At 68.1% G+C, this 18,879-nt stretch carries 16 protein-coding genes; 15 read left to right on the top strand and 1 reads right to left on the bottom strand.

Annotated features, from left to right (window positions below):
• Window positions 1-66 precede the first annotated feature (66 nt).
• The 15 genes from arc to QCD75_RS18880 all read left to right on the top strand — a co-directional run bounded on the left by arc (window position 67) and on the right by QCD75_RS18880 (window position 17,979).
• A complete protein-coding gene (gene arc / locus QCD75_RS18950) occupies window positions 67-1,863 on the top strand; it encodes a proteasome ATPase (RefSeq protein WP_301230979.1) in 1,797 nt (598 codons plus the stop codon).
• A gap of 59 nt (window positions 1,864-1,922) precedes the next feature.
• Window positions 1,923-3,533: a depupylase/deamidase Dop gene (gene dop / locus QCD75_RS18945; RefSeq protein ID WP_301230993.1), complete on the top strand. Its 1,611-nt coding sequence runs from the start codon at window positions 1,923-1,925 to the stop codon at window positions 3,531-3,533.
• 88 nt (window positions 3,534-3,621) lie between these two features.
• The gene (locus QCD75_RS18940) at window positions 3,622-3,825 is read left to right on the top strand and encodes a ubiquitin-like protein Pup (RefSeq protein ID WP_024365265.1); all 204 of its coding nucleotides are present in this window, start codon (window positions 3,622-3,624) and stop codon (window positions 3,823-3,825) included.
• 89 nt (window positions 3,826-3,914) lie between these two features.
• Window positions 3,915-4,754 carry a proteasome subunit beta gene (gene prcB / locus QCD75_RS18935; RefSeq protein WP_301230978.1) on the top strand — a complete coding sequence of 280 codons (840 nt, stop codon included), beginning with the start codon at window positions 3,915-3,917 and terminating at the stop codon, window positions 4,752-4,754.
• A 1-nt stretch (window position 4,755) separates the two neighbouring features.
• A complete protein-coding gene (gene prcA / locus QCD75_RS18930; protein ID WP_301230977.1) occupies window positions 4,756-5,463 on the top strand; it encodes a proteasome subunit alpha in 708 nt (235 codons plus the stop codon).
• 1 nt (window position 5,464) lies between these two features.
• Window positions 5,465-6,829, top strand: a complete 1,365-nt coding sequence (gene pafA, locus QCD75_RS18925) for a Pup--protein ligase (RefSeq protein ID WP_301230976.1) — start codon at window positions 5,465-5,467, stop codon at window positions 6,827-6,829.
• 111 nt (window positions 6,830-6,940) lie between these two features.
• Window positions 6,941-7,891 (top strand): FKBP-type peptidyl-prolyl cis-trans isomerase, encoded by a 951-nt coding sequence (locus QCD75_RS18920; RefSeq protein ID WP_301230975.1) that lies wholly within the window; start codon window positions 6,941-6,943, stop codon window positions 7,889-7,891.
• Between the two features lie 44 nt (window positions 7,892-7,935).
• The gene (locus QCD75_RS18915) at window positions 7,936-8,331 is read left to right on the top strand and encodes an FKBP-type peptidyl-prolyl cis-trans isomerase (RefSeq protein ID WP_226761292.1); all 396 of its coding nucleotides are present in this window, start codon (window positions 7,936-7,938) and stop codon (window positions 8,329-8,331) included.
• A gap of 137 nt (window positions 8,332-8,468) precedes the next feature.
• Window positions 8,469-10,484 carry a helix-turn-helix transcriptional regulator gene (locus QCD75_RS18910; protein ID WP_301230974.1) on the top strand — a complete coding sequence of 672 codons (2,016 nt, stop codon included), beginning with the start codon at window positions 8,469-8,471 and terminating at the stop codon, window positions 10,482-10,484.
• A 26-nt stretch (window positions 10,485-10,510) separates the two neighbouring features.
• A complete protein-coding gene (locus tag QCD75_RS18905) occupies window positions 10,511-10,897 on the top strand; it encodes a hypothetical protein (protein ID WP_301230973.1) in 387 nt (128 codons plus the stop codon).
• 35 nt (window positions 10,898-10,932) lie between these two features.
• Entirely contained in the window at window positions 10,933-11,202 is a 270-nt protein-coding gene (gene tatA / locus QCD75_RS18900) for a Sec-independent protein translocase subunit TatA (protein ID WP_301230972.1), read from the top strand.
• 48 nt (window positions 11,203-11,250) lie between these two features.
• Window positions 11,251-12,045, top strand: coding sequence for a twin-arginine translocase subunit TatC (gene tatC / locus QCD75_RS18895; protein WP_301230992.1), 795 nt, complete (start codon window positions 11,251-11,253; stop codon window positions 12,043-12,045).
• Window positions 12,046-12,069: 24 nt separating this feature from the next.
• Window positions 12,070-14,964, top strand: a complete 2,895-nt coding sequence (locus QCD75_RS18890; RefSeq protein WP_301230971.1) for a DEAD/DEAH box helicase — start codon at window positions 12,070-12,072, stop codon at window positions 14,962-14,964.
• A 156-nt stretch (window positions 14,965-15,120) separates the two neighbouring features.
• Entirely contained in the window at window positions 15,121-16,779 is a 1,659-nt protein-coding gene (locus QCD75_RS18885) for an amidohydrolase (protein ID WP_301230970.1), read from the top strand.
• 456 nt (window positions 16,780-17,235) lie between these two features.
• Window positions 17,236-17,979 carry a polyprenol monophosphomannose synthase gene (locus QCD75_RS18880; protein ID WP_301230969.1) on the top strand — a complete coding sequence of 248 codons (744 nt, stop codon included), beginning with the start codon at window positions 17,236-17,238 and terminating at the stop codon, window positions 17,977-17,979.
• 127 nt (window positions 17,980-18,106) lie between these two features.
• On the opposite strand, the gene QCD75_RS18875 is transcribed toward QCD75_RS18880, so the two are convergent.
• A complete protein-coding gene (locus QCD75_RS18875) occupies window positions 18,107-18,454 on the bottom strand; it encodes an RNA polymerase-binding protein RbpA (RefSeq protein WP_226761285.1) in 348 nt (115 codons plus the stop codon).
• Window positions 18,455-18,879 lie beyond the last annotated feature (425 nt).

The following is an 18,879-nucleotide window of genomic DNA, read 5'->3' as shown; positions in this document are numbered from 1 at the left end:
CTTCAGCGGCGTCCGGCTTCTTGGGGCTAATGTCTTAATAGAAGCGTAGGAAGGGGCTGATGCACGATGGAGACTCCGAACACCGATCCGGGCCAGACGCCGGCAGAGGACGCGGCAGCCGCCGCGGGACAGGCGCACGCCACCGATGGGGGCCGCTACGCGGCCAGCGAACTCTCCGTGGCCGAGCGGCAGGTCAATATCCTCCGGGACAAGCTCCGGCATATTGACCGCCAGCTCGCCGCCGCCACGCAGAACAACTCCAAGCTTGTGGGCATGCTGGAGACCGCGAAAGCGGAAATCCTTCGGCTCAAGAACGCACTCGACCAGGAGGGCCAGCCGCCGTACAGCTTCGGCACCGTGCTGCAGCTGAACCCGAAGCGGCAACCTTCCGCCGCCAACGGCGGCCATGCCGCCACCGAGGAATCGGTGGACATCTTCAATGCCGGCCGCAAGATGCGGGTGGGGATCAGCCCGCTGGTCAACATCAACCAGCTCGCTGCCGGCCAGGAAGTCCTCCTGAACGAGGCGCTGATGGTGGTCGCCGGGCTTGGCTACGAACGGGCCGGGGACCTTGTCACCCTGAAGGAAATGCTGGGGACGGACCGGGCCCTGGTGGTCGGCCGGGCGGACGAGGAACGCGTCATCCGGCTCTCCGGCGCCCTGCTGGCGCAGAAACTCCGCGTTGGCGACGCCCTTTCCATTGATTCGCGCACCGGCTACGCCCTTGAGAAGATCCCGCGTTCCGAGGTGGAGAACCTCGTCCTCGAAGAAGTGCCGGACATCACCTACCAGGACATCGGCGGCCTGGGACCGCAGATCGAGCAGATCCGCGACGCCGTGGAGCTGCCGTTCCTGCATCCGGACCTGTACCGCGAGCACGGCCTCAAAGCACCCAAGGGCATCCTGCTCTACGGTCCGCCGGGCTGCGGCAAGACGCTGATTGCCAAGGCCGTCGCGAATTCCCTCGCCGCCCGGGCCGCCGAACGCACCGGCAAGACCGACATGAAGAGCTACTTCCTGAACATCAAGGGACCGGAGCTGCTGGACAAGTACGTCGGCGAGACCGAACGGCACATCCGGCTGATCTTCGCCCGCGCCCGGGAGAAGGCGTCCGAGGGCAGCCCCGTGGTGGTCTTCTTCGACGAAATGGACTCGCTGTTCCGCACCCGCGGCACCGGCATCTCCTCCGACGTGGAAACAACCATCGTCCCGCAGCTGCTCAGCGAGATCGACGGCGTGGAGCGGCTCGACAACGTGATCGTCATCGGCGCGTCCAACCGCGAAGACATGATCGACCCCGCGATCCTGCGGCCGGGCCGCCTGGACGTCAAGGTCAAGATCCACCGCCCCGACGCCGAGGCCGCGGCGGACATCTTCAACAAGTACATCACCGCCGACCTACCGTTCCACGAGTCGGATCTCGCCGAGCACCACGGTGACGTCCAGGCCACCGTGGACGCGATGGTCCAGCGCACCGTGGAGGCCATGTACTCCACCGACAAGTCCAACGAATACCTCGAGGTCACCTACGCCAACGGTGACACGGAAATGCTCTACTTCAAGGACTTCAACTCCGGCGCCGTGGTGCAGAACGTCGTGGACCGGGCCAAGAAGTACGCCATCAAGGACCTGCTCACCGTGGGCCAGAAGGGCATCCGCATCGACCACCTGCTGCGGGCAGTCGTTGACGAGTTCCGCGAGCACGAGGACATGCCCAACACCACCAACCCGGACGACTGGGCACGGATCTCGGGCAAGAAGGGCGAACGCATCACGTACATCCGCACCATCGTCCAGGGCAAGGCGGGGCAGGAGCCCGGCAAGTCCATCGAGACGATGCCGAGCACGGGCCAGTACCTGTGACGTCGGCTGTTCCCGGCAGGCCGGCCGGCCCTTCCGGCGGGCTGCCGGTGGGCGGAGCCATGCGGGTGATGGGCTCGGAGACCGAATACGGCATCCACGCGCCCTCCGCGCCCGGGGCCAACGCCACGATGATGTCCGCCCGGGTGATCCAGGCGTACGCCCAGGTGACACGGCAGCGCGCCGCCGGCGGCGCCGAGACCCGCTGGGACTACACCGACGAGGAACCGCTGCATGACGCCCGCGGCTGGACGCTGGAGCGCAGCCAGGCAGACCCCGACCAGCTGACCGACCAGCCGCCCGTCCTCGACGCCGAGGCCGTCGCCCTCGCCTACGGGCGGCAGGAACTGGAGGCCGACGGCGAGGACGAGTCCGGCACACTGCTCATGAACATGGTCCTCGGCAACGGCGCCCGGCTCTACGTCGACCACGCCCATCCCGAGTACTCCAGCCCCGAAGTGACCAACCCGCGCGCCGCCGTCACCTGGGATGCTGCCGGAGACCTCGTGGCGCTTGCGGCGGTGCGGCGGCTGGCCGCCGACCCTGACCTGCCGCCGGTCAACCTCTACAAGAACAACACCGACAATAAATCCGTCTCCTACGGGTCCCACGAGAACTACCTGATGCCCCGCACGGTGCCGTTCGGGGACATCGTCCGCGGCCTGACCCCCTTCTTCATCACCCGGCAGATCATCTGCGGTGCCGGCCGGGTCGGCATGAAACAGGACGGCTCCCGCCCCGGCTACCAGATCAGCCAGCGGGCCGACTTTTTCGAGACCGAGGTCGGCCTCGAAACCACAATCCGCCGCCCGATCATCAACACCCGCGACGAACCCCACGCAACCGCGGACAAGTACCGCCGGCTGCACGTCATCATCGGTGACGCCAACCTCAGCCAGGCCTCCAACTTCCTCAAATTCGGCACCACCGCGATGGTCCTGAGCCTGATCGAGGCCGGCCTGGCCCCCAAAATCGAAGTCCACGAGCCGGTCGCCGCGCTGCAGTCCGTCAGCCACGACACCTCGCTCAAGGCCACCGTCCGGCTGCTCGACGGGCGGCGGATCACCGCCCTGGACCTGCAGTGGATCTACTACGAGGCCGCCGCCAAGCACGCCCAGGACACCGGCGTCGCCGACGCCGTGGACGGGGACGGGCACACCCACGAGGTGCTGGAACGCTGGTCGGCGACGCTGACCGAACTGGCCGGCGACCGGGCGGCCGCCGCATCCTCCGTGGAGTGGCTCGCGAAACTCTCCCTGCTGGACGGCTACCGGGAACGCGACGGGCTGGACTGGGGCCACGCCCGGCTGGGGCTCGTGGACCTGCAGTGGGCTGACATCCGGCCCGAAAAGGGGCTCTACTACCGCCTGCTGGCACGGGACCGCATGCAGCGGATCGTCGACGACGGCCTGATCCAGCGGGCGGTCACCGAACCGCCGTCGGACACCCGCGCCTACTTCCGGGGCCGCTGCGTCAGCCGTTTCGGGGCCGGCGTAGTCGGGGCCAGCTGGGACTCCGTGATCTTCGATGTGCCCGGCCGCGGCCGGCTTCAGCGGGTCCCCACACGCGAACCGCTGCGTGGCACCGAGGCACTCACCGGCGGCCTTTTTGCCCGGCACCGGGAAGCCGGGCCCTTCCTCGCCGAACTGCTGGGACTCCCGCCCGGTTCCTGAAGAAAAGGGCCCCGCCGGAGCCCCGGGCGTGGCAATATGGCTTACAGGATGTCCCTTGCGAAAAAGGGACGGACAAAAGGAGAAAACAATGGCAGGCCAGGAGCAGCAGCAGCCGCAGTCGCGGGACACCGAAGTCGACGAGGACGTCCCCGCCGCACCTCCCGCCCCCGCGGAGGGGCAGGCGTCAGCCGCCACCCAGGGCGTCGACGATCTGCTGGACGAGATCGACGGGGTGTTGGAGTCCAACGCCGAAGAGTTCGTCCGCGCATTTGTCCAAAAAGGCGGCCAGTAGCACCGCCGGACCGCGGCGGCCCATGGGTTGCGCCGACACAGGGCTGAGGGCCGGAAGCCGTTGATTCACTACGTTGAGGGAGTGCACCAGTGCAGGAAACCACCGCCAACCAGGTAGCAGCCAACGCCACGTCCTCCTTCACTGAACATCTGCAACGCCAGCGGCCTGACCTACTGCCTTTCGGCCAATCGCCTTTCGGCCAGGGCCAGCAGCTTCCGGCGGGCAACCCGGCCACACCCCTGCAGGTGCCGCACGGCACCACGATCGTGGCGATGAGCTACGCCGGCGGTGTGCTGATGGCGGGGGACCGGCGCGCCACAATGGGCAACGTCATCGCCAGCCGGCACATCGAGAAGGTGTTTCCGGCCGACCAGTTCTCGGTGCTTGGCATTGCCGGGACCGCCGGAATCGCGCTCGACATCACCAGGCTCTTCCAGGTCGAACTCGAACACTACGAGAAGATCGAAGGGACCCTCCTCAGCCTCGACGGCAAAGCCAACCGGCTCGGCGCCATGATCCGCAGCAACCTGCCGATGGCGATGCAGGGCCTCGCCGTCGTGCCGCTGTTCGCCGGCTTCGACCGCCCCGCCGGCGTCGGCCGGCTCTTCTCCTACGACGTCACCGGCGGCCGGTACGAGGAGCAGGAGCACCACTCGGTCGGGTCGGGCTCGATGTTCGCCCGCGGCGCGCTCAAAAAGCTCTGGCGGCCCAACCTCACGGAACAGCAGGCCGTCGCCGTCGCCGTCGAGGCACTGTACGACGCCGCCGACGACGACTCCGCCACCGGCGGCCCGGACCCCGTCCGGCAGCTCTGGCCGGTGGTTTACATCGTCAACCGGACCGGGGCGTTCCGGGTTCCGGAGCGGGAGCTCGCGGCCATGGCCGGCACCATCATAGAATCCAGGGCCGTGGCCCAGCGGGAGGCCTGAGATGACCCAGCAGTTCTACGTTTCGCCCGAACAACTGATGAAGGACCGCGCGGATTTCGCGCGGAAAGGCATCGCGCGCGGGCGCTCCGTGGTGGTCATCAGCTGCCGCGACGGGATCGCCCTCGTGGCCGAGAATCCCTCCCCGTCGCTGCACAAAATCGGCGAGATCTACGACAAGATCGCATTTGCCGCCGTGGGCAAATACAACGAATTCGAAAGCCTCCGCCAGGCCGGGGTGCGCTACGCCGATGTGCGCGGCTACTCCTACGACCGGGAGGACGTCACGGCCAGGGGCCTCGCGAGCGTTTACGCGCAAAGCCTGGGGGCGGTCTTCACCGCGGAACAGAAGCCTTTCGAAGTCGAGCTCGCCGTGGCCGAGGTAGGCCCTTCCGCGGAATTGGACCACCTGTACCGGCTGACCTTCGACGGGTCGATCGCCGACGAAAGCGGTTTCATTGTGATGGGCGGCCAGGCGGACAAGGTGTCGGAGGCCGTCGCTGCGGGCTGGCAGGGCGACCTCGACTTCGCCGGCGCCATCAGGCTAGCCCTGGCCGGCCTCGTGGCCGACAAGGAGACCACCACGCTGCCGGCGTCGGCCGTGGAGGTGGCGGTGCTGGACCGCGGCTCGGAAAGCAGCCGCGGCACCCGACGCGCCTTCCGCCGGCTCGAAGACGCAGACATCACCACACTGCTGGCTGAGGAGAACTGAGATGGACAAGCGCATTTTCGGCATTGAGACCGAGTTCGGGATTTCCTACTCGAGCCCGGAGTCCCGCCCGCTGGCCCCCGAAGAGGTGGCCCGCTACCTGTTCCGCAAGGTGGTCAGCTGGGGGAGGTCCTCCAATGTGTTCCTCACCAACGGCTCCCGGCTGTATCTCGACGTCGGATCACACCCGGAGTACGCCACCGCGGAATGCGACGACCTCGCCCAATTGATCGCGCACGACCGGGCCGGGGAACTGATCCTCGATGACCTCGTCGACGAGGCGCAGGAACGGCTCGCGGCGGAGGGCTTCAACGGCACCGTCTACCTGTTCAAGAACAACACCGACTCCGCCGGAAACTCCTACGGCAGCCACGAGAACTACCTCATCCCGCGCCGCGGCGAATTCTCCCGGCTTGCCGAGATCCTGATTCCCTTCCTGGTGACCCGCCAGCTCATCGCGGGCGCCGGCAAAATCCTGAAGACCCCGCACGGGGCCACGTACGCGTTCTCCCAGCGCGCGGACCACATCTGGGAGGGCGTCTCCTCCGCCACGACCCGGTCCCGGCCAATCATCAACACCCGCGACGAGCCGCATGCCGACGCGGAGTTCTACCGCCGGCTGCACGTGATCGTGGGCGACTCCAACATGTCCGAGACTACGGCGCTGCTCAAGGTCGGAACCGTTGACCTGATTCTGCGGATGATCGAAGCCGGGGTCATCATGCGCGACATGCGGATGGAGAACCCGATCCGCAGCATCCGGGAAATTTCGCACGACCTCAGCGGCCGCGCCCTCGTCCGGCTCGCGAACGGCCGCCAGCTCACCGCCCTGGAAATCCAGCGCGAATACCTGGGCAAGGTCACGGCGTTCGTCGCCGAGCAGGGCGCCCACAATGCCCACGTTCCCCTGATCCTGGACCTCTGGGAACGCACACTCGATGCGATTGAAAGCGGCGACACCAGCAGCATCGACACCGAAGTGGACTGGGCGATCAAGAAGAAGCTCATGGACAACTACCGCGAACGGCACAACCTGGGCCTCGACGCGCCGCGGATCGCCCAGCTGGACCTGACCTACCATGACATCTCGCGCACCCGCGGGCTCTATTACCTGCTCCAGTCCCGCGGCGCCGTGCGCCGCGTGGTCGATGACACCGCGGTCAAGGACGCGGTGGACGCCCCGCCGCAGACCACCCGCGCCAAACTCCGGGGCGACTTCGTCCGGCGCGCGCAGGAACTGGGCCGCGACTACACCGTCGACTGGGTCCATCTGAAGCTCAATGACCGCGCCCACCAGACCCTTTTGTGCAAGGACCCGTTCCGCAGTGTGGACGAGCGGGTGGATGCCCTGCTGAGCTCTATGGGCTGATACCCAGCTTTCCGCGTTATTCTGGAGGGGTTGCCGTTCGCGGCCAACGCTTGCTTTGCCGCTGGCAACTGCCCGGCGAGGCGTCCATCCTGCCCCGACGAAAGTTCTTAAGTGCGCCGACTACTTGCAATTCTTCTTCCCGGACTGCTGCTGCTGACTGCCTGCGGCGGCGGCGAACCGGCCGCCCCGGAACCCACCAGCCAGTCCGCCGGCGAGACCGCTAAGCTGGACTCCCTCAAGCTGACGGAGAACGGCGACAAGAAGGCCCCCGGTGTCGAATTCACCAAGCCCCTCGAGGTCAAGGAACCCACCGTCAAGGTGGTTACGGAGGGCGAGGGCGACCGGGTCAAGGCGAACCAGATCGCTTCGATCTCCATCCTTGCCCTCAGCGGCAAGGACGGATCCACCCTCGAAGACACCTTCCCGAAGGACCCCGAAGAGCTGGAACTCACTGACAAGCTGAAGACCGAAAGCCCGGTCATCTACAACGCCTTCGTAGGCGCCAAAGTGGGCTCCCAGCTGGCCCTCGCCGTCCCCGGCAACGCCGCTGCCCCGGGTGCCGCGGGTGCCGCGGATACCCCCGCACAGCCCACCCAGGTCCTCGTCGTCAAGGTGCTCTCCGCCAAGGACGCCCCGCCGGTCCTGGACAAGCCCGAGGGCGAGGCCGTCACCCCGCCGGCCGGACTGCCGACCGTCAAGGACAATGACAAGGGCATCCCGGAGATCACCACCGCAGGCGTAGCCGCGCCGACCGCGCTCGTGTCCCAGGACCTCATCAAGGGCACCGGCCCCGCGGTCAAGGAAACCGATACCCTGACCGTGAACTACGTCGGCGCGACACTGGCCGAAGGCAAGGTCTTCGACTCCAGCTTCGACCGCGGCGAGAAGGCAACCTTCCCGCTGACCGGTGTTATCAAGGGCTGGACCCAGGGCCTTGCCGGCAAAACTGTCGGCTCCCGGGTCCTCCTGGTCATCCCCAAGGACCTTGCCTACGGTGACGCAGGCCAGGGTGACGCCAAGGGCGACCTCGTCTTCGTCGTCGACATCCTCGGCGTCAAGTAACCGCATACCCGCACCAACCCCAAGCCACACCAGAAGGAGCAACCATGTCATTTGGACAGCGCAACCTTGACCGCCAGAAGCCGGAAATTGACTTCCCCCAGGGCGACGTTCCCACCGAGCTGGTCATCACCGACCTGATCGAAGGCGACGGCGCCGAGGCCAAGGCCGGTGACACCGTCTCCACCCACTACGTCGGCGTGGCCTGGTCCACCGGCGAAGAGTTTGACGCCTCCTGGGGCCGCGGCGCACCGCTCGACTTCCGCGTCGGTGTCGGTCAGGTCATCCAGGGCTGGGACCAGGGCCTGCTGGGCATGAAGGTCGGCGGCCGACGCCGGCTGGAAATCCCCTCCGAGCTGGCCTACGGCTCGCGCGGCGCCGGCGGGGCAATCGGCCCCAACGAGGCCCTGATCTTCGTCGTCGACCTCGTCGGCGTCCGCTAGCACCCACCGGCCCCGGCACCGGCCGTCCAGGCCCGGCGCCGTCCGGATCCACAAAGCGCGGCAACAATCGGAAAACTTCTTCCGGCTGTTGCCGCGCTTTTGTCAGTTTCGGGCAGGGACTTTAGTACCCTTGCGGGGTGTCAGCCTCACGTACAGAACGCCTCCTGAACCTGCTCATCGCCCTGCTCAACACCACATACGGGCTCCGCCGCGGTGAGCTGCGCGAGAAGGTCTACCACGACACCACCAGCACCGACGTCGCCTTCGGCCGGATGTTCGAACGCGACAAGGGCGAGCTGCGGCAGTTCGGTTTCGAGGTCGAGACGGTCCGGGACAAGGGCTGGGGTTCGGATGATCCGGCCACCACCCGCTACCGGATCGGCAAGGACTCCAACCGGCTTCCGGACGTCAGCCTCACCCCGGCAGAGTGCACAGTGCTCATCCTCGCCGCCCAGCTCTGGGAGCACGCCGCCCTGGGCTCCGCCGCCATCAACGCGGTCCGGAAGCTGCAGGCCTCCGGCGGCCTCGTCGATGCCGAACTCCCCGCAGGTGTCCAGCCGAGGATCCGCCCCGCCGGCCAGGCCTTCGAGGACCTGGTCGCCGCCATGCACACCCAGCACCCGGTCAGCTTCCGCTACCTCGCCGGCAGCACCGGCAAGGAGGAAGAGCGGTTCGTGGAGCCGTGGGGCCTCGGCAGCCGCTTCGGCCAGTGGTACCTCGTTGCCCGGGACCGGACCCGCGGGGAGAAGCGCTTCTTCCGGCTCTCCCGCATCACTTCGGCCGTGACCATCCTGGACAAGGAACACTTCACCCCGCCGGCGGACTTCAACGTCCGCGCCGAACTCGCGGGGCTGGCGGAGCTGCCGGTCCGCACCGCCGTCGTCGACGTCCAGGCGGGCAGGCTGCTCGGTCTCCGCCAACGGGCCCTCCCCGGCGCCGCCATCCCGGAAGGCGCCGTCCCGGGCGGCCCTGCCGGGCCGCCCAAACCCGGCCGGGACCGCCTCGGTGTGCCGTACCGGGACGCCGAGACCCTCGCAGAGGAACTCGCATCCTACGGGCCCCGGGTCCTGGTGGTGTCCCCGCCTGAACTCGTGGCGTCCGTGCGGCGCCGCCTGGCGGCCGCAGCCGACTTTGCCGCCGCGCCGGTCCCGGCGATCGCCTTCCCGGCGGCCGCTATCCCGGCGGCCCGGCGCGGCCGCAAACGCACGTCCGAGGACCAGCTGGCCCGGATGCTGCAGCTCGTGCCGTTCCTGGTGCACAACCAGGGCCTCCACATCAGCGAAGTGGCAGCGAACTTCGGAATCACCCGCAACGAACTGGAAGCGGACCTGCGGATCCTGATCTGCTCCGGCCTGCCGGAGGGCTACCCCGACGACCTGCTGGACATCCAGTGGGACGACGACCATGTCACCATCAGCCAGGACCTCGACCTGAAACGGCCCGTCCGCTTCACCGTGGAGGAGGCCTGTGCGCTGCTGACCGGCCTGGAAACGCTCAACGGCCTGCCTCAGCTCGCCGAGAGCAGCGCGCTGGAATCCGTCACGCTCAAGCTCATGGCGGCAGCGGGGGAGGAGGGGCTCAAGGCGGCGGCACTGTCCGGACCCGAGGTGGGGCCGGGCAACTCCGCAGCCCTGGAAACTGCCCGCGAAGCCATCCGGACCGGCGCCCAGCTGCGGCTGCGCTACTTCTCCCCCCTCCGCGATAGCGTCTCCGAACGCAGCATCGACCCGTTGCGGCTCTATTCGCTGGACAACACCTGGTACCTCGAGGCCTACTGCCATTCCGCGCAGGGCCTGCGCAACTTCCGGCTGGACCGGATCGAGGTGCTCGAAGCCACCGGCCTGCCCGCCTCGGAGACGGCCACGCCCTGCGGGAGTTTCCCCGTCAAACTCTTCACCCCCAACGACGACGACACGGTGGTGGTGGTTGAATTGACCCGCCGCGGCGCCGGCGTCGCCGACGAGTATTACGCGGAACGGACGGCGGAACTGCCCGACGGCGGGCTGCTAGCTGAAATCCGCTTCGGCAGCACGGACTGGCTGCCGATGTTCGTGGCCCAGCACGGCGGGACAGCCCGGATCCTGCAGCCCGAAAACCTCGCCGACGCTTCACGCCAGTGGCTGGCCGCCGCCCTGGCCCAATATAAAGACTAGCCAGCGCGGCGGCTAGACTACTCAGCATGCCTTGGTGGTCCTGGATCGTAATCTGGATAGCGCTCGTCGCGCTGTCGCTGTTGTTCTTCGTTGTGCTCGGCGTCCGGTTGTTCCGGAAGTTCATGGCAACACTCAAGGACCTCGGGGAGGCGGGGGAGCGGTTCTCCGCCTTCCCGTCCGCACCCCAGGCGTCAGCACAGGCGGCCGGGGACGCGTTCACCGGGGCCGGGGCACAGGACGCGCAGGGACCGTTGCCGGAACCCGGATCCGCGGTTTTTGCCTCACCCGCGCAGATGGGGCATGACTACCGCGCCGCCAAGTTTGCCCGTCAGGAAGCGCGCCGCAAGCGGCGCGTCCAGCGCAAACTGGACCGCGGCCAGCCCCAGCGGCTGCGCGACATCGAATTCAGTTAGACATAGGATGTATTCAAACGAAAGGACCTCCTGTCATGAGGCTTGAAGGCTGGCATCTCATCATCATCATCGTTCTGGCACTGGTGCTTTTCGCTGCACCGAAGCTGCCCGGCATGGCCCGAAGCCTGGGCCAGTCGATGCGCATCTTCAAGTCGGAAGTCCGGGAGATGAAAAAAGACGGCGCCACGGACGCCGCCGACGGCTCCGAGCCGGTCGAGGGCCGGGTCGTGAACCACCCGAAGTCCAACGGCGCGGAGACCCGCGCCGCAGACGGAACCGACGTTCCGCCGCCGAACCGCGCCTAGCAACGCGTGGCAGTAACCATGAGCCGCCGGTCGAACCCCGAGGGGAGGATGGCGCTCCTCGATCACCTGAAGGAACTGCGGAACCGCCTCTTCAAGTCCGCGATCGCCGTACTCCTGGGCACCGTCGTCGGATTCCTTGTCTACCAGCCCATGCTCGCGGCGCTGATCAAACCCATCAGCGACCTCAACACGCATGAAGGCCGGCAGGCGACGCTGAACTTTGACGGTGTGGCCAGTTCTTTTGACCTGATGATCCAAGTGTCCGTCTTCCTGGGCCTGATCGTTGCCAGCCCGGTCTGGCTCTACCAGCTGTGGGCCTTCATCGTCCCCGGCCTGCACAAGAAGGAACGGCGGATGGCGCTGTCCTTCGTGGCTGCCGCCGTTCCGCTGTTTGTGGGCGGCGTCCTGCTGGCGTGGCTGGTGCTTCCGAACGCGGTCCGGGTGCTGACCGATTTCACCCCTGCCGGCGGCTCGAACTTCATCAGCGCCCAGGTGTATCTCTCTTTCGTGCTGCGGCTGCTGCTGGCCTTCGGCATCGCCTTCCTGCTGCCGGTGGTCCTCGTCGGGCTGAACCTGGCCGGGATCATCAAAGGCAAGCAGCTCCTCAGGAGCTGGCGCATCACCGTGTTCCTGGTCTGCCTCTTCGCCGCCATGGCGGCACCGGGCGCGGACGCGATGAGCATGTTCTACCTCGCCGGACCCATGCTGATCCTCTTCTTCGCCGCCATCGGCCTCTGCCTGCTGAACGACCGCCGCCGCGAACGGCGTGCCGTCAAAAGGGCCGCCGAGACCGAAGCGACCGCGGACCAGGCGACTCCCAGCTCCGAGCTGGAGAATCTCTAGCCCTTGGCGCATTAGGCTGGAAGCATGTCCTCACTACCCGGGCCGGAATCGCCGTCTGACCGCTACCGAGCCAGCGCCGAGCGGGCCGCAGAAGCCAAAACCTATCTGGGCGGCTTCCTCCGTTCCCTCGCCTTCGAACTCGACGACTTCCAGCGCGAGGCGTGCCTGTCCCTGCAGGCCGGTCGGGGCGTCCTGGTGGCCGCCCCCACCGGTGCCGGCAAGACGATCGTGGGGGAGTTCGCCATCTACCTGGCGCTCCAGCGCGGGCTCAAGGCCTTCTACACGACCCCGATCAAGGCCCTGAGCAACCAGAAGTACTCGGAGCTGGCCGACAAGTACGGCCCCGACCGGGTGGGCCTCCTGACCGGCGACACGTCCATCAACGGCGACGCCCCCGTCGTCGTGATGACCACCGAGGTGCTCCGCAACATGCTCTACGCGGATTCGAGCACCCTGGGCGACCTCGGCTACGTCGTGATGGACGAGGTCCACTACCTCGCGGACCGGTTCCGCGGCGCCGTCTGGGAAGAGGTCATCATCCACCTGCCCAGCGAAGTCCAGGTGGCCTCCCTCAGCGCGACGGTGTCCAACGCCGAAGAATTCGGCGCCTGGCTGGACACGGTGCGGGGCCAGACCGACGTGATCGTTTCCGAGCACCGGCCGGTGCCGCTCTGGCAGCACGTGATGGTGGGCCGGAAGATCGTGGACCTCTTCGCCGGCGACACCAGCTTCGATGAGATCGCCCCGGCCGGCGCGGCGGCCGCGTCCGCCGTCGCCGCCACCGCGGAAACCGCGGACCTGGCTGCCCGCACGGGGTTCGAGGTCAACCCCGAGCTGCTCTCCATGGCCCGCGCCGAGAGCCAGATGAACTTCCGGGGCCGCTTTGGCCAGGGCGGCCGGAACGTCCGGCGCCAGCACAACCAGCGCGACGAGGCCCCCCAGGGCGGCCCGCGCAGCCCGGTCCGGAAGGCCAGCCGCCCCCAGGTCATCGCCAGCCTGGACCGGCAGGACCTGCTGCCGGCCATCACCTTCATTTTCTCCCGCGCAGGCTGCGACGCCGCCGTGGCACAGTGCGTCGCCGCCGGGCTGTGGCTGACCACCGAGCAGGAGCAGCTCATCATTGCGCGGCGCGTCGATGAGGCGGCGCAGGACATCCCCTCCGACGACCTGGACATCCTGGGCTTCTGGAGCTGGCGCGACGGGCTGCTGCGCGGCCTGGCGGCCCACCATGCCGGGATGCTGCCCACCTTCAAGGAAGTTGTGGAAAAGCTCTTCGTCGACGGGCTGGTTAAGGCCGTGTTCGCGACCGAAACCCTGGCACTCGGCGTGAACATGCCGGCCCGCTCTGTTGTGCTGGAGAAGCTCGAGAAGTTCAACGGCGAGGCACACGTCAACATCACCGCGGGGGAGTACACCCAGCTGACCGGCCGCGCCGGCCGGCGCGGGATCGACGTCGAGGGCCACGCCGTGGTCCTGTGGCAGCCCGGAACGGACCCCGCCTCCGTCGCCGGCCTCGCCTCGCGCCGCACGTACCCGCTGAACTCCAGCTTCCGGCCCACGTACAACATGTCCATCAATCTGCTCGCACAGTTCGGCCGGCCCCGAGCCCGGGAGATCCTTGAGTCCTCCTTCGCCCAGTTCCAGGCCGACCGTTCCGTGGTCGGGCTCGCGAAACAGGTGCGCGGCCGGGAGGAATCCCTGGCGGGCTTCGCCAAGGCGATGACGTGCCACCTCGGCGACTTCACCGATTACTCCCGGATCCGCCGTGCGCTTTCCGACGCGGAGAAGAACGCCTCCCAGACCAGCTCACGGGCCAGGAAATCCGTGACCGAGGACTCCCTGAGCCGGCTGCTCCCCGGGGACGTGGTGGACGTACCCACCGGCCGCGCACCCGGCCTCGCCGTCGTCCTCAGCTCCGACCACCACTCCCGCGAGCCTCGGCCAGCCGTGATGACCCTGGACAACCAGCTGCGGCGGATCGGCACCCAGGACGTGGAAGGGCCGTTGGCCCCGATCACCAGGGTCCGCATCCCGAAATCCTTCAACGCCAAGGTGCCCAAGTCACGGCGCGATCTGGCGTCCTCGGTCCGCAACGCCCTGCGTGAGAACCGGCCCCCGGCGCCGCCGAACCGGAACGAGGACTTTGGCCGCGCCGCAGCCCAGCCGGACCTTGAAAAGAAGATCACCGAGCTGCGCCGCCAGCTCCGCGCCCACCCGTGCCATGGTTGCAGTGAACGCGAGGACCACGCTCGCTGGTCTGAGCGCTACTGGAAGCTCCGCCAGGAGACCGACGGGCTGGTCCGCCAGATCCAGGGCCGCACCAACACCATCGCCAAGACCTTCGACCGGGTGTGCGGCGTCCTGTCCAGCTACGGCTACCTGGAAACCTCCGACGCCGGGGTGCTTACCATCAGCGCCGACGGGCAGCGGCTGCGCCGCATCTACGGCGAGAAGGACCTGCTGATTTCCCAGTCCCTGCGGCTGGGGGCTTTCAGTGACCTTGACGCCGCCGAGGTCGCCGCCCTGGCCAGCGTCCTGGTCTACCAGGCCAAACGTGAGGACCGCGGGCTCCGGCCCAAGATGCCGAGCGTGTCCCTCGAGTCCGCCGTCGACATTGTGGTGCAGGAATGGTCCGCCCTGGAAGACGTCGAGGAGGCCAATAAGCTCCCGCTCACCGGCGAACCCGAGCTCGGCCTGGTCTGGCCGATCTTCAAGTGGGCCAGGGGCCGGCACCTGCAGGACGTCCTCAGCGGCACGGACCTTGCCGCGGGCGACTTCGTCCGCTGGGTGAAACAGGTCATCGACCTGCTGGACCAGCTGGCCAAAATACCGTCCCTGGACCCGCGGGTGGCGCGGCTGTGCGGCGAAGCCATCAAGCTCATCAAACGCGGCGTCGTTGCGTATTCCTCCGTGGCCTGACCGCCGCGGCCCGGCCCTCCCGCCGGTTCATGCCAGCACCGGTTCATGCCACCGCCGGACCATGCCAGCACCGGACCATGCCACCACCGGATCATGCCACCACCGTTGAAACCGTCCGGCCCGCGCCGGACACCAGCCCCAAGGAGTCACCGCCCCATGACCGATTCACCAGCCACCCCCGCGCCGCACAAGGTGACGCTGTACCGGAACGGTTCCGTCTACACCGCCGCCGACCCCTTCGCGACGGCGATGCTGGTCGACGGCGACACCGTCGCCTGGGTTGGCTCCGAACAGGCGGCGACCTCGATTGCCGATTCCTCAATGGAGGTCATCGATTTGCAGGGCGCGCTCCTGGCTCCCGGCTTCGTCGATTCCCACGTCCACCTCACCGAGACCGGCATCGCCCTGGACTCCCTGCAGCTGGGCGGGGTACGCTCCGCCCGGGAACTGCTCGACGCCGTCGCCAGCTTCAGCGCCTCCGCTCCCGGCGCGGGCGGGGCCGTGCTGGGCCACGGCTGGGACGAGACCCAGTGGCCGGACTCCACGCTGCCGTCCCGGGAGGACCTGGACCGGGCCTCCGGCGGGCGCAAGGTGTACCTCTCTCGGGTCGACGTGCACTCCGCCCTTGTGTCCTCCTCGCTGGCAGGGACCGCCGGCCTCGACGGGATCGAGGGCGCCGGTGCGGGCGGCCAGGTCAAACGTGCCGCGCACACCGCCGCGCGGCTGGCTGCGCGCCGGCTGCCCGCCGCCGCGATCCGCGGCTACCAGCAGCGGGCCCTGGCCGAAGCGGCTGCCAACGGCTACGTGGCCCTGGCTGAAATGGCGGCGCCGCACATCGGCAGCACCGAGGACCTCCAGCTCGCCGCGGCCTGGAACGCCGGGCCGGACGCGGCCCCGGAGATCCTGCCGTACTGGGGCCAGCTGGCCGACTCGGCGGAACATGCCCAGTCGATCCTGGACGGCCTGGGCGTGTCCGTGCTCGGCCTCGCCGGGGACCTGAACATCGACGGTTCGATCGGTTCGCGGACCGCGGCACTGCGGGCGGCCTACAGCGACGCCCCGGGCGAACGCGGCAGCCTGTACCTCTCGGTCGCGGAAGCGGCGGCCCACCTGGCAGCGTGCTCGCTGCTGGGCATCCAGGCGGGCTTCCATGTGATCGGCGACGCCGGCCTCGACGCCGCGCTGGACGCCCTGGACCAGGCGGCTGCGGAGGTCGGCGAGCAGAAGGTCCGCGCCGCGGGCCACCGCTTTGAACATGTGGAGCTCGCCGACGCGGAGGCGATCAGCCGGCTGGCCAAGTACTCCGTTTCCGTCAGTGCGCAGCCCGGCTTCGACGCTGCCTGGGGCGGTGAGGGCAGTCTCTACCAGCAGCGGCTGGGCTCCCGGCGCGCCGGCATGAACCCGTTCGCCTCCTTCTACGCCGCCGGCGTCCCGATCTGCTTTGGCAGTGACAGCCCGGTGACGCCGCTGCGTCCCTGGGCCAGCGTCCGTGCGTGCCTGCAGCACAACAACCCGGCGGAGCAGATCTCTGCCCGTGCGGCGTTCCTCGGACACACGCGGGCGGGCTGGCGGGCTGCCCGGTACCCGAACCCGATGGCGGGACAGCTGGTACCCGGCGCCCCCGCGAGCTTCGCCGTGTGGGAGGTCGAGGAGCTGATGGTCCAGGTGGCCGACGGCCGGGTCCAGTCGTGGAGCACGGACCCCCGGGCCCGGACGCCGCTGCTGCCGGCGCTGGACACCGGCGCCGAGCCGGGCTGCCTGCAGACGGTCAGGGACGGCCTGGAACTGTACTCCAGCGGGGCGCTCCGGGCCTGACGGCCAGCGCCCCGTCCGCCCGGCCCGTCCCGAAACTTGTCCCCCCGCAACACGGCTCTGACCTGCGACGACGGATGAAACGGCAGGTCACGGAGCGGTTGACAGATCAGGGCCTGCCCGTAGCATTGAGGGTCAACGGAGGGTTGCGGAGACCGCAGCCTCCGGACGTCCCCCGGTCAGCTCCAGGTTGCCGCCAGCGCGGCAGCCTCCCTGGTCGTGGCCATGGGTACTCCCAGGGGGCGGGTCCACTTCGCAGTAGAAAACGGTTCCGGCGGCCTATTTCACGGGCTGCCGCAACTGGCCCGCAGCGGGTGGACCTGCCCGGGAGGACTCTGATGGGCCGGGGGATGGGCCCTGGACGCTCCGGCGACTCCCTATAATGGAGAGCTGCGCCTGGTGACAGCTAACCACAGTCCGCCCGGCGTTCGACCGCTCCCTTCAAGGAAAGGCCTCGCTGTGCGTGTCCTCACGATCATCCCGACCTACAACGAGCTGGAATCGTTGCCCAAGACCCTCGAGCGCCTCCGCGCGGCTGTGCCGGGCTCCGACGTCCTGGTTGTCGACGACAACAGCCCCGACGGCACCGGGCAGCTGGCGGACCGCTTCGCCGCGGAGGACAGCCAGGTCCACGTCATGCACCGTGCGGGCAAGGCCGGACTCGGGGCCGCGTACATCGCCGGCTTCAAGTGGGGGCTCGAAGCCGGATACGACGTCCTCGTGGAGATGGACGCCGACGGCTCGCACCAGCCCGAGCAGCTTCCCCAGCTCCTCGAGGCCGTGGAACAGGGCGCCGACCTCGCCATGGGCTCCCGCTGGGTACCCGGGGGCAGCGTCGTCAACTGGCCGCTGTACCGGCAGGCGATCTCCCGGGTGGGGAGCACCTACGCGCGGCTCATGCTGGGCCTGAAGATTAAGGACGTCACCGGAGGCTTCCGCGCGTTCCGCCGGAGCACCCTGGAAAAACTGAACCTGGACACCGTCGATTCGGTAGGCTACGGATTCCAGGTGGACCTGGCCTGGCGGGTCGCCAAGCTCGGTCTCACGATTGTGGAGCGCCCCATCACTTTCGTGGAGCGGGAACTGGGGGACTCGAAGATGAGCGGAAACATCGTGGTCGAAGCCATGATCAATGTCACCCGGTGGGGCCTGACCGCCCGCTGGAACACCCTCGCCGGGAAGCTCCCCGGCAAGAAGGCCTAACTGGCGCCGGCGTAAGTGCGCCGGCCTTTAAGCCAAAACAACGCGGGGTCACTACCGGCCCATCCGAGGCATCAGGATGGGCTGTAAGTGACCCCGCGTTGTTTGAAGTGGCGGGTGCGCGGGCTGGCTAGGCTGAGCGCCGTTCGCCGCGGCGTTCGCGCAGGATCGTCAGGCGGTCCGCGAGGATCTGCTCGAGTTCAGGCAGTGAGCGACGTTCCAGGAGCATGTCCCAGTGCGTGCGGACTGCCTTCTCGTTGAGGTTCACGGGGCGTTCGCCGTCGACGAGCAAGGCTTCCTTGCCGGTCTTCGACACCCATACCGGGGGGATTTCCGCTTCGGAGGAGAAGGTCACGAATACCTGCTCGCCGTCCGCGCAACGGTATTCAACCCGCTGGCGCGGGGCCGGTTCGACGCCGGATTCAGTCTCCATGCTCTGTGCGCCGAGGCGCATACCCCGCAGGCTGCGATCGCTCATCTTTTCTCCCTCTATTCGGTTCGCAGGGTCATGCCCTGCGTTTGCCGGGGGCCGTGAGGCCGCACCGGACTGTTGTTTGCGTTGCGCCGTCTCAGCTGGACCCATACCGGACAAATCGTCACTGAATTAAACGCTTCGCGAAGCTTAATTGTTCCGCCCGACTGAACGAGCCGGACAAATACTCAAGTATACGGGACCACGGCACCCCCGGTAAAGCCTGCAGGGTTCGCACGGGCGGTCCGCGCACTGGAGAGGGGAGGCACCCGCGGCGCGGCTGCCTCCCCTTTCGTTCGGGAGCTTAGGCCTCCGGCTGTCCCGGGAAGCTTGCCGGACCGGCGGCGGCCGCTGCCGCAGGAGCTGTGGCAGCGGCTGCCGCGGGAGCGGTGGCGGGTGTTGCCGCGGGAGCGGTGGCGGGTGTTGCCGCG

Origin of the sequence: Arthrobacter sp. PsM3 (assembly GCF_030433895.1) — a bacterium.
In the GTDB taxonomy this organism is placed as follows: Bacteria; Actinomycetota; Actinomycetes; order Actinomycetales; family Micrococcaceae; genus Arthrobacter.
The sequence above is the reverse complement of the archived record's forward strand: the minus strand, read 5'-3'. Positions and strand labels throughout refer to the sequence as shown.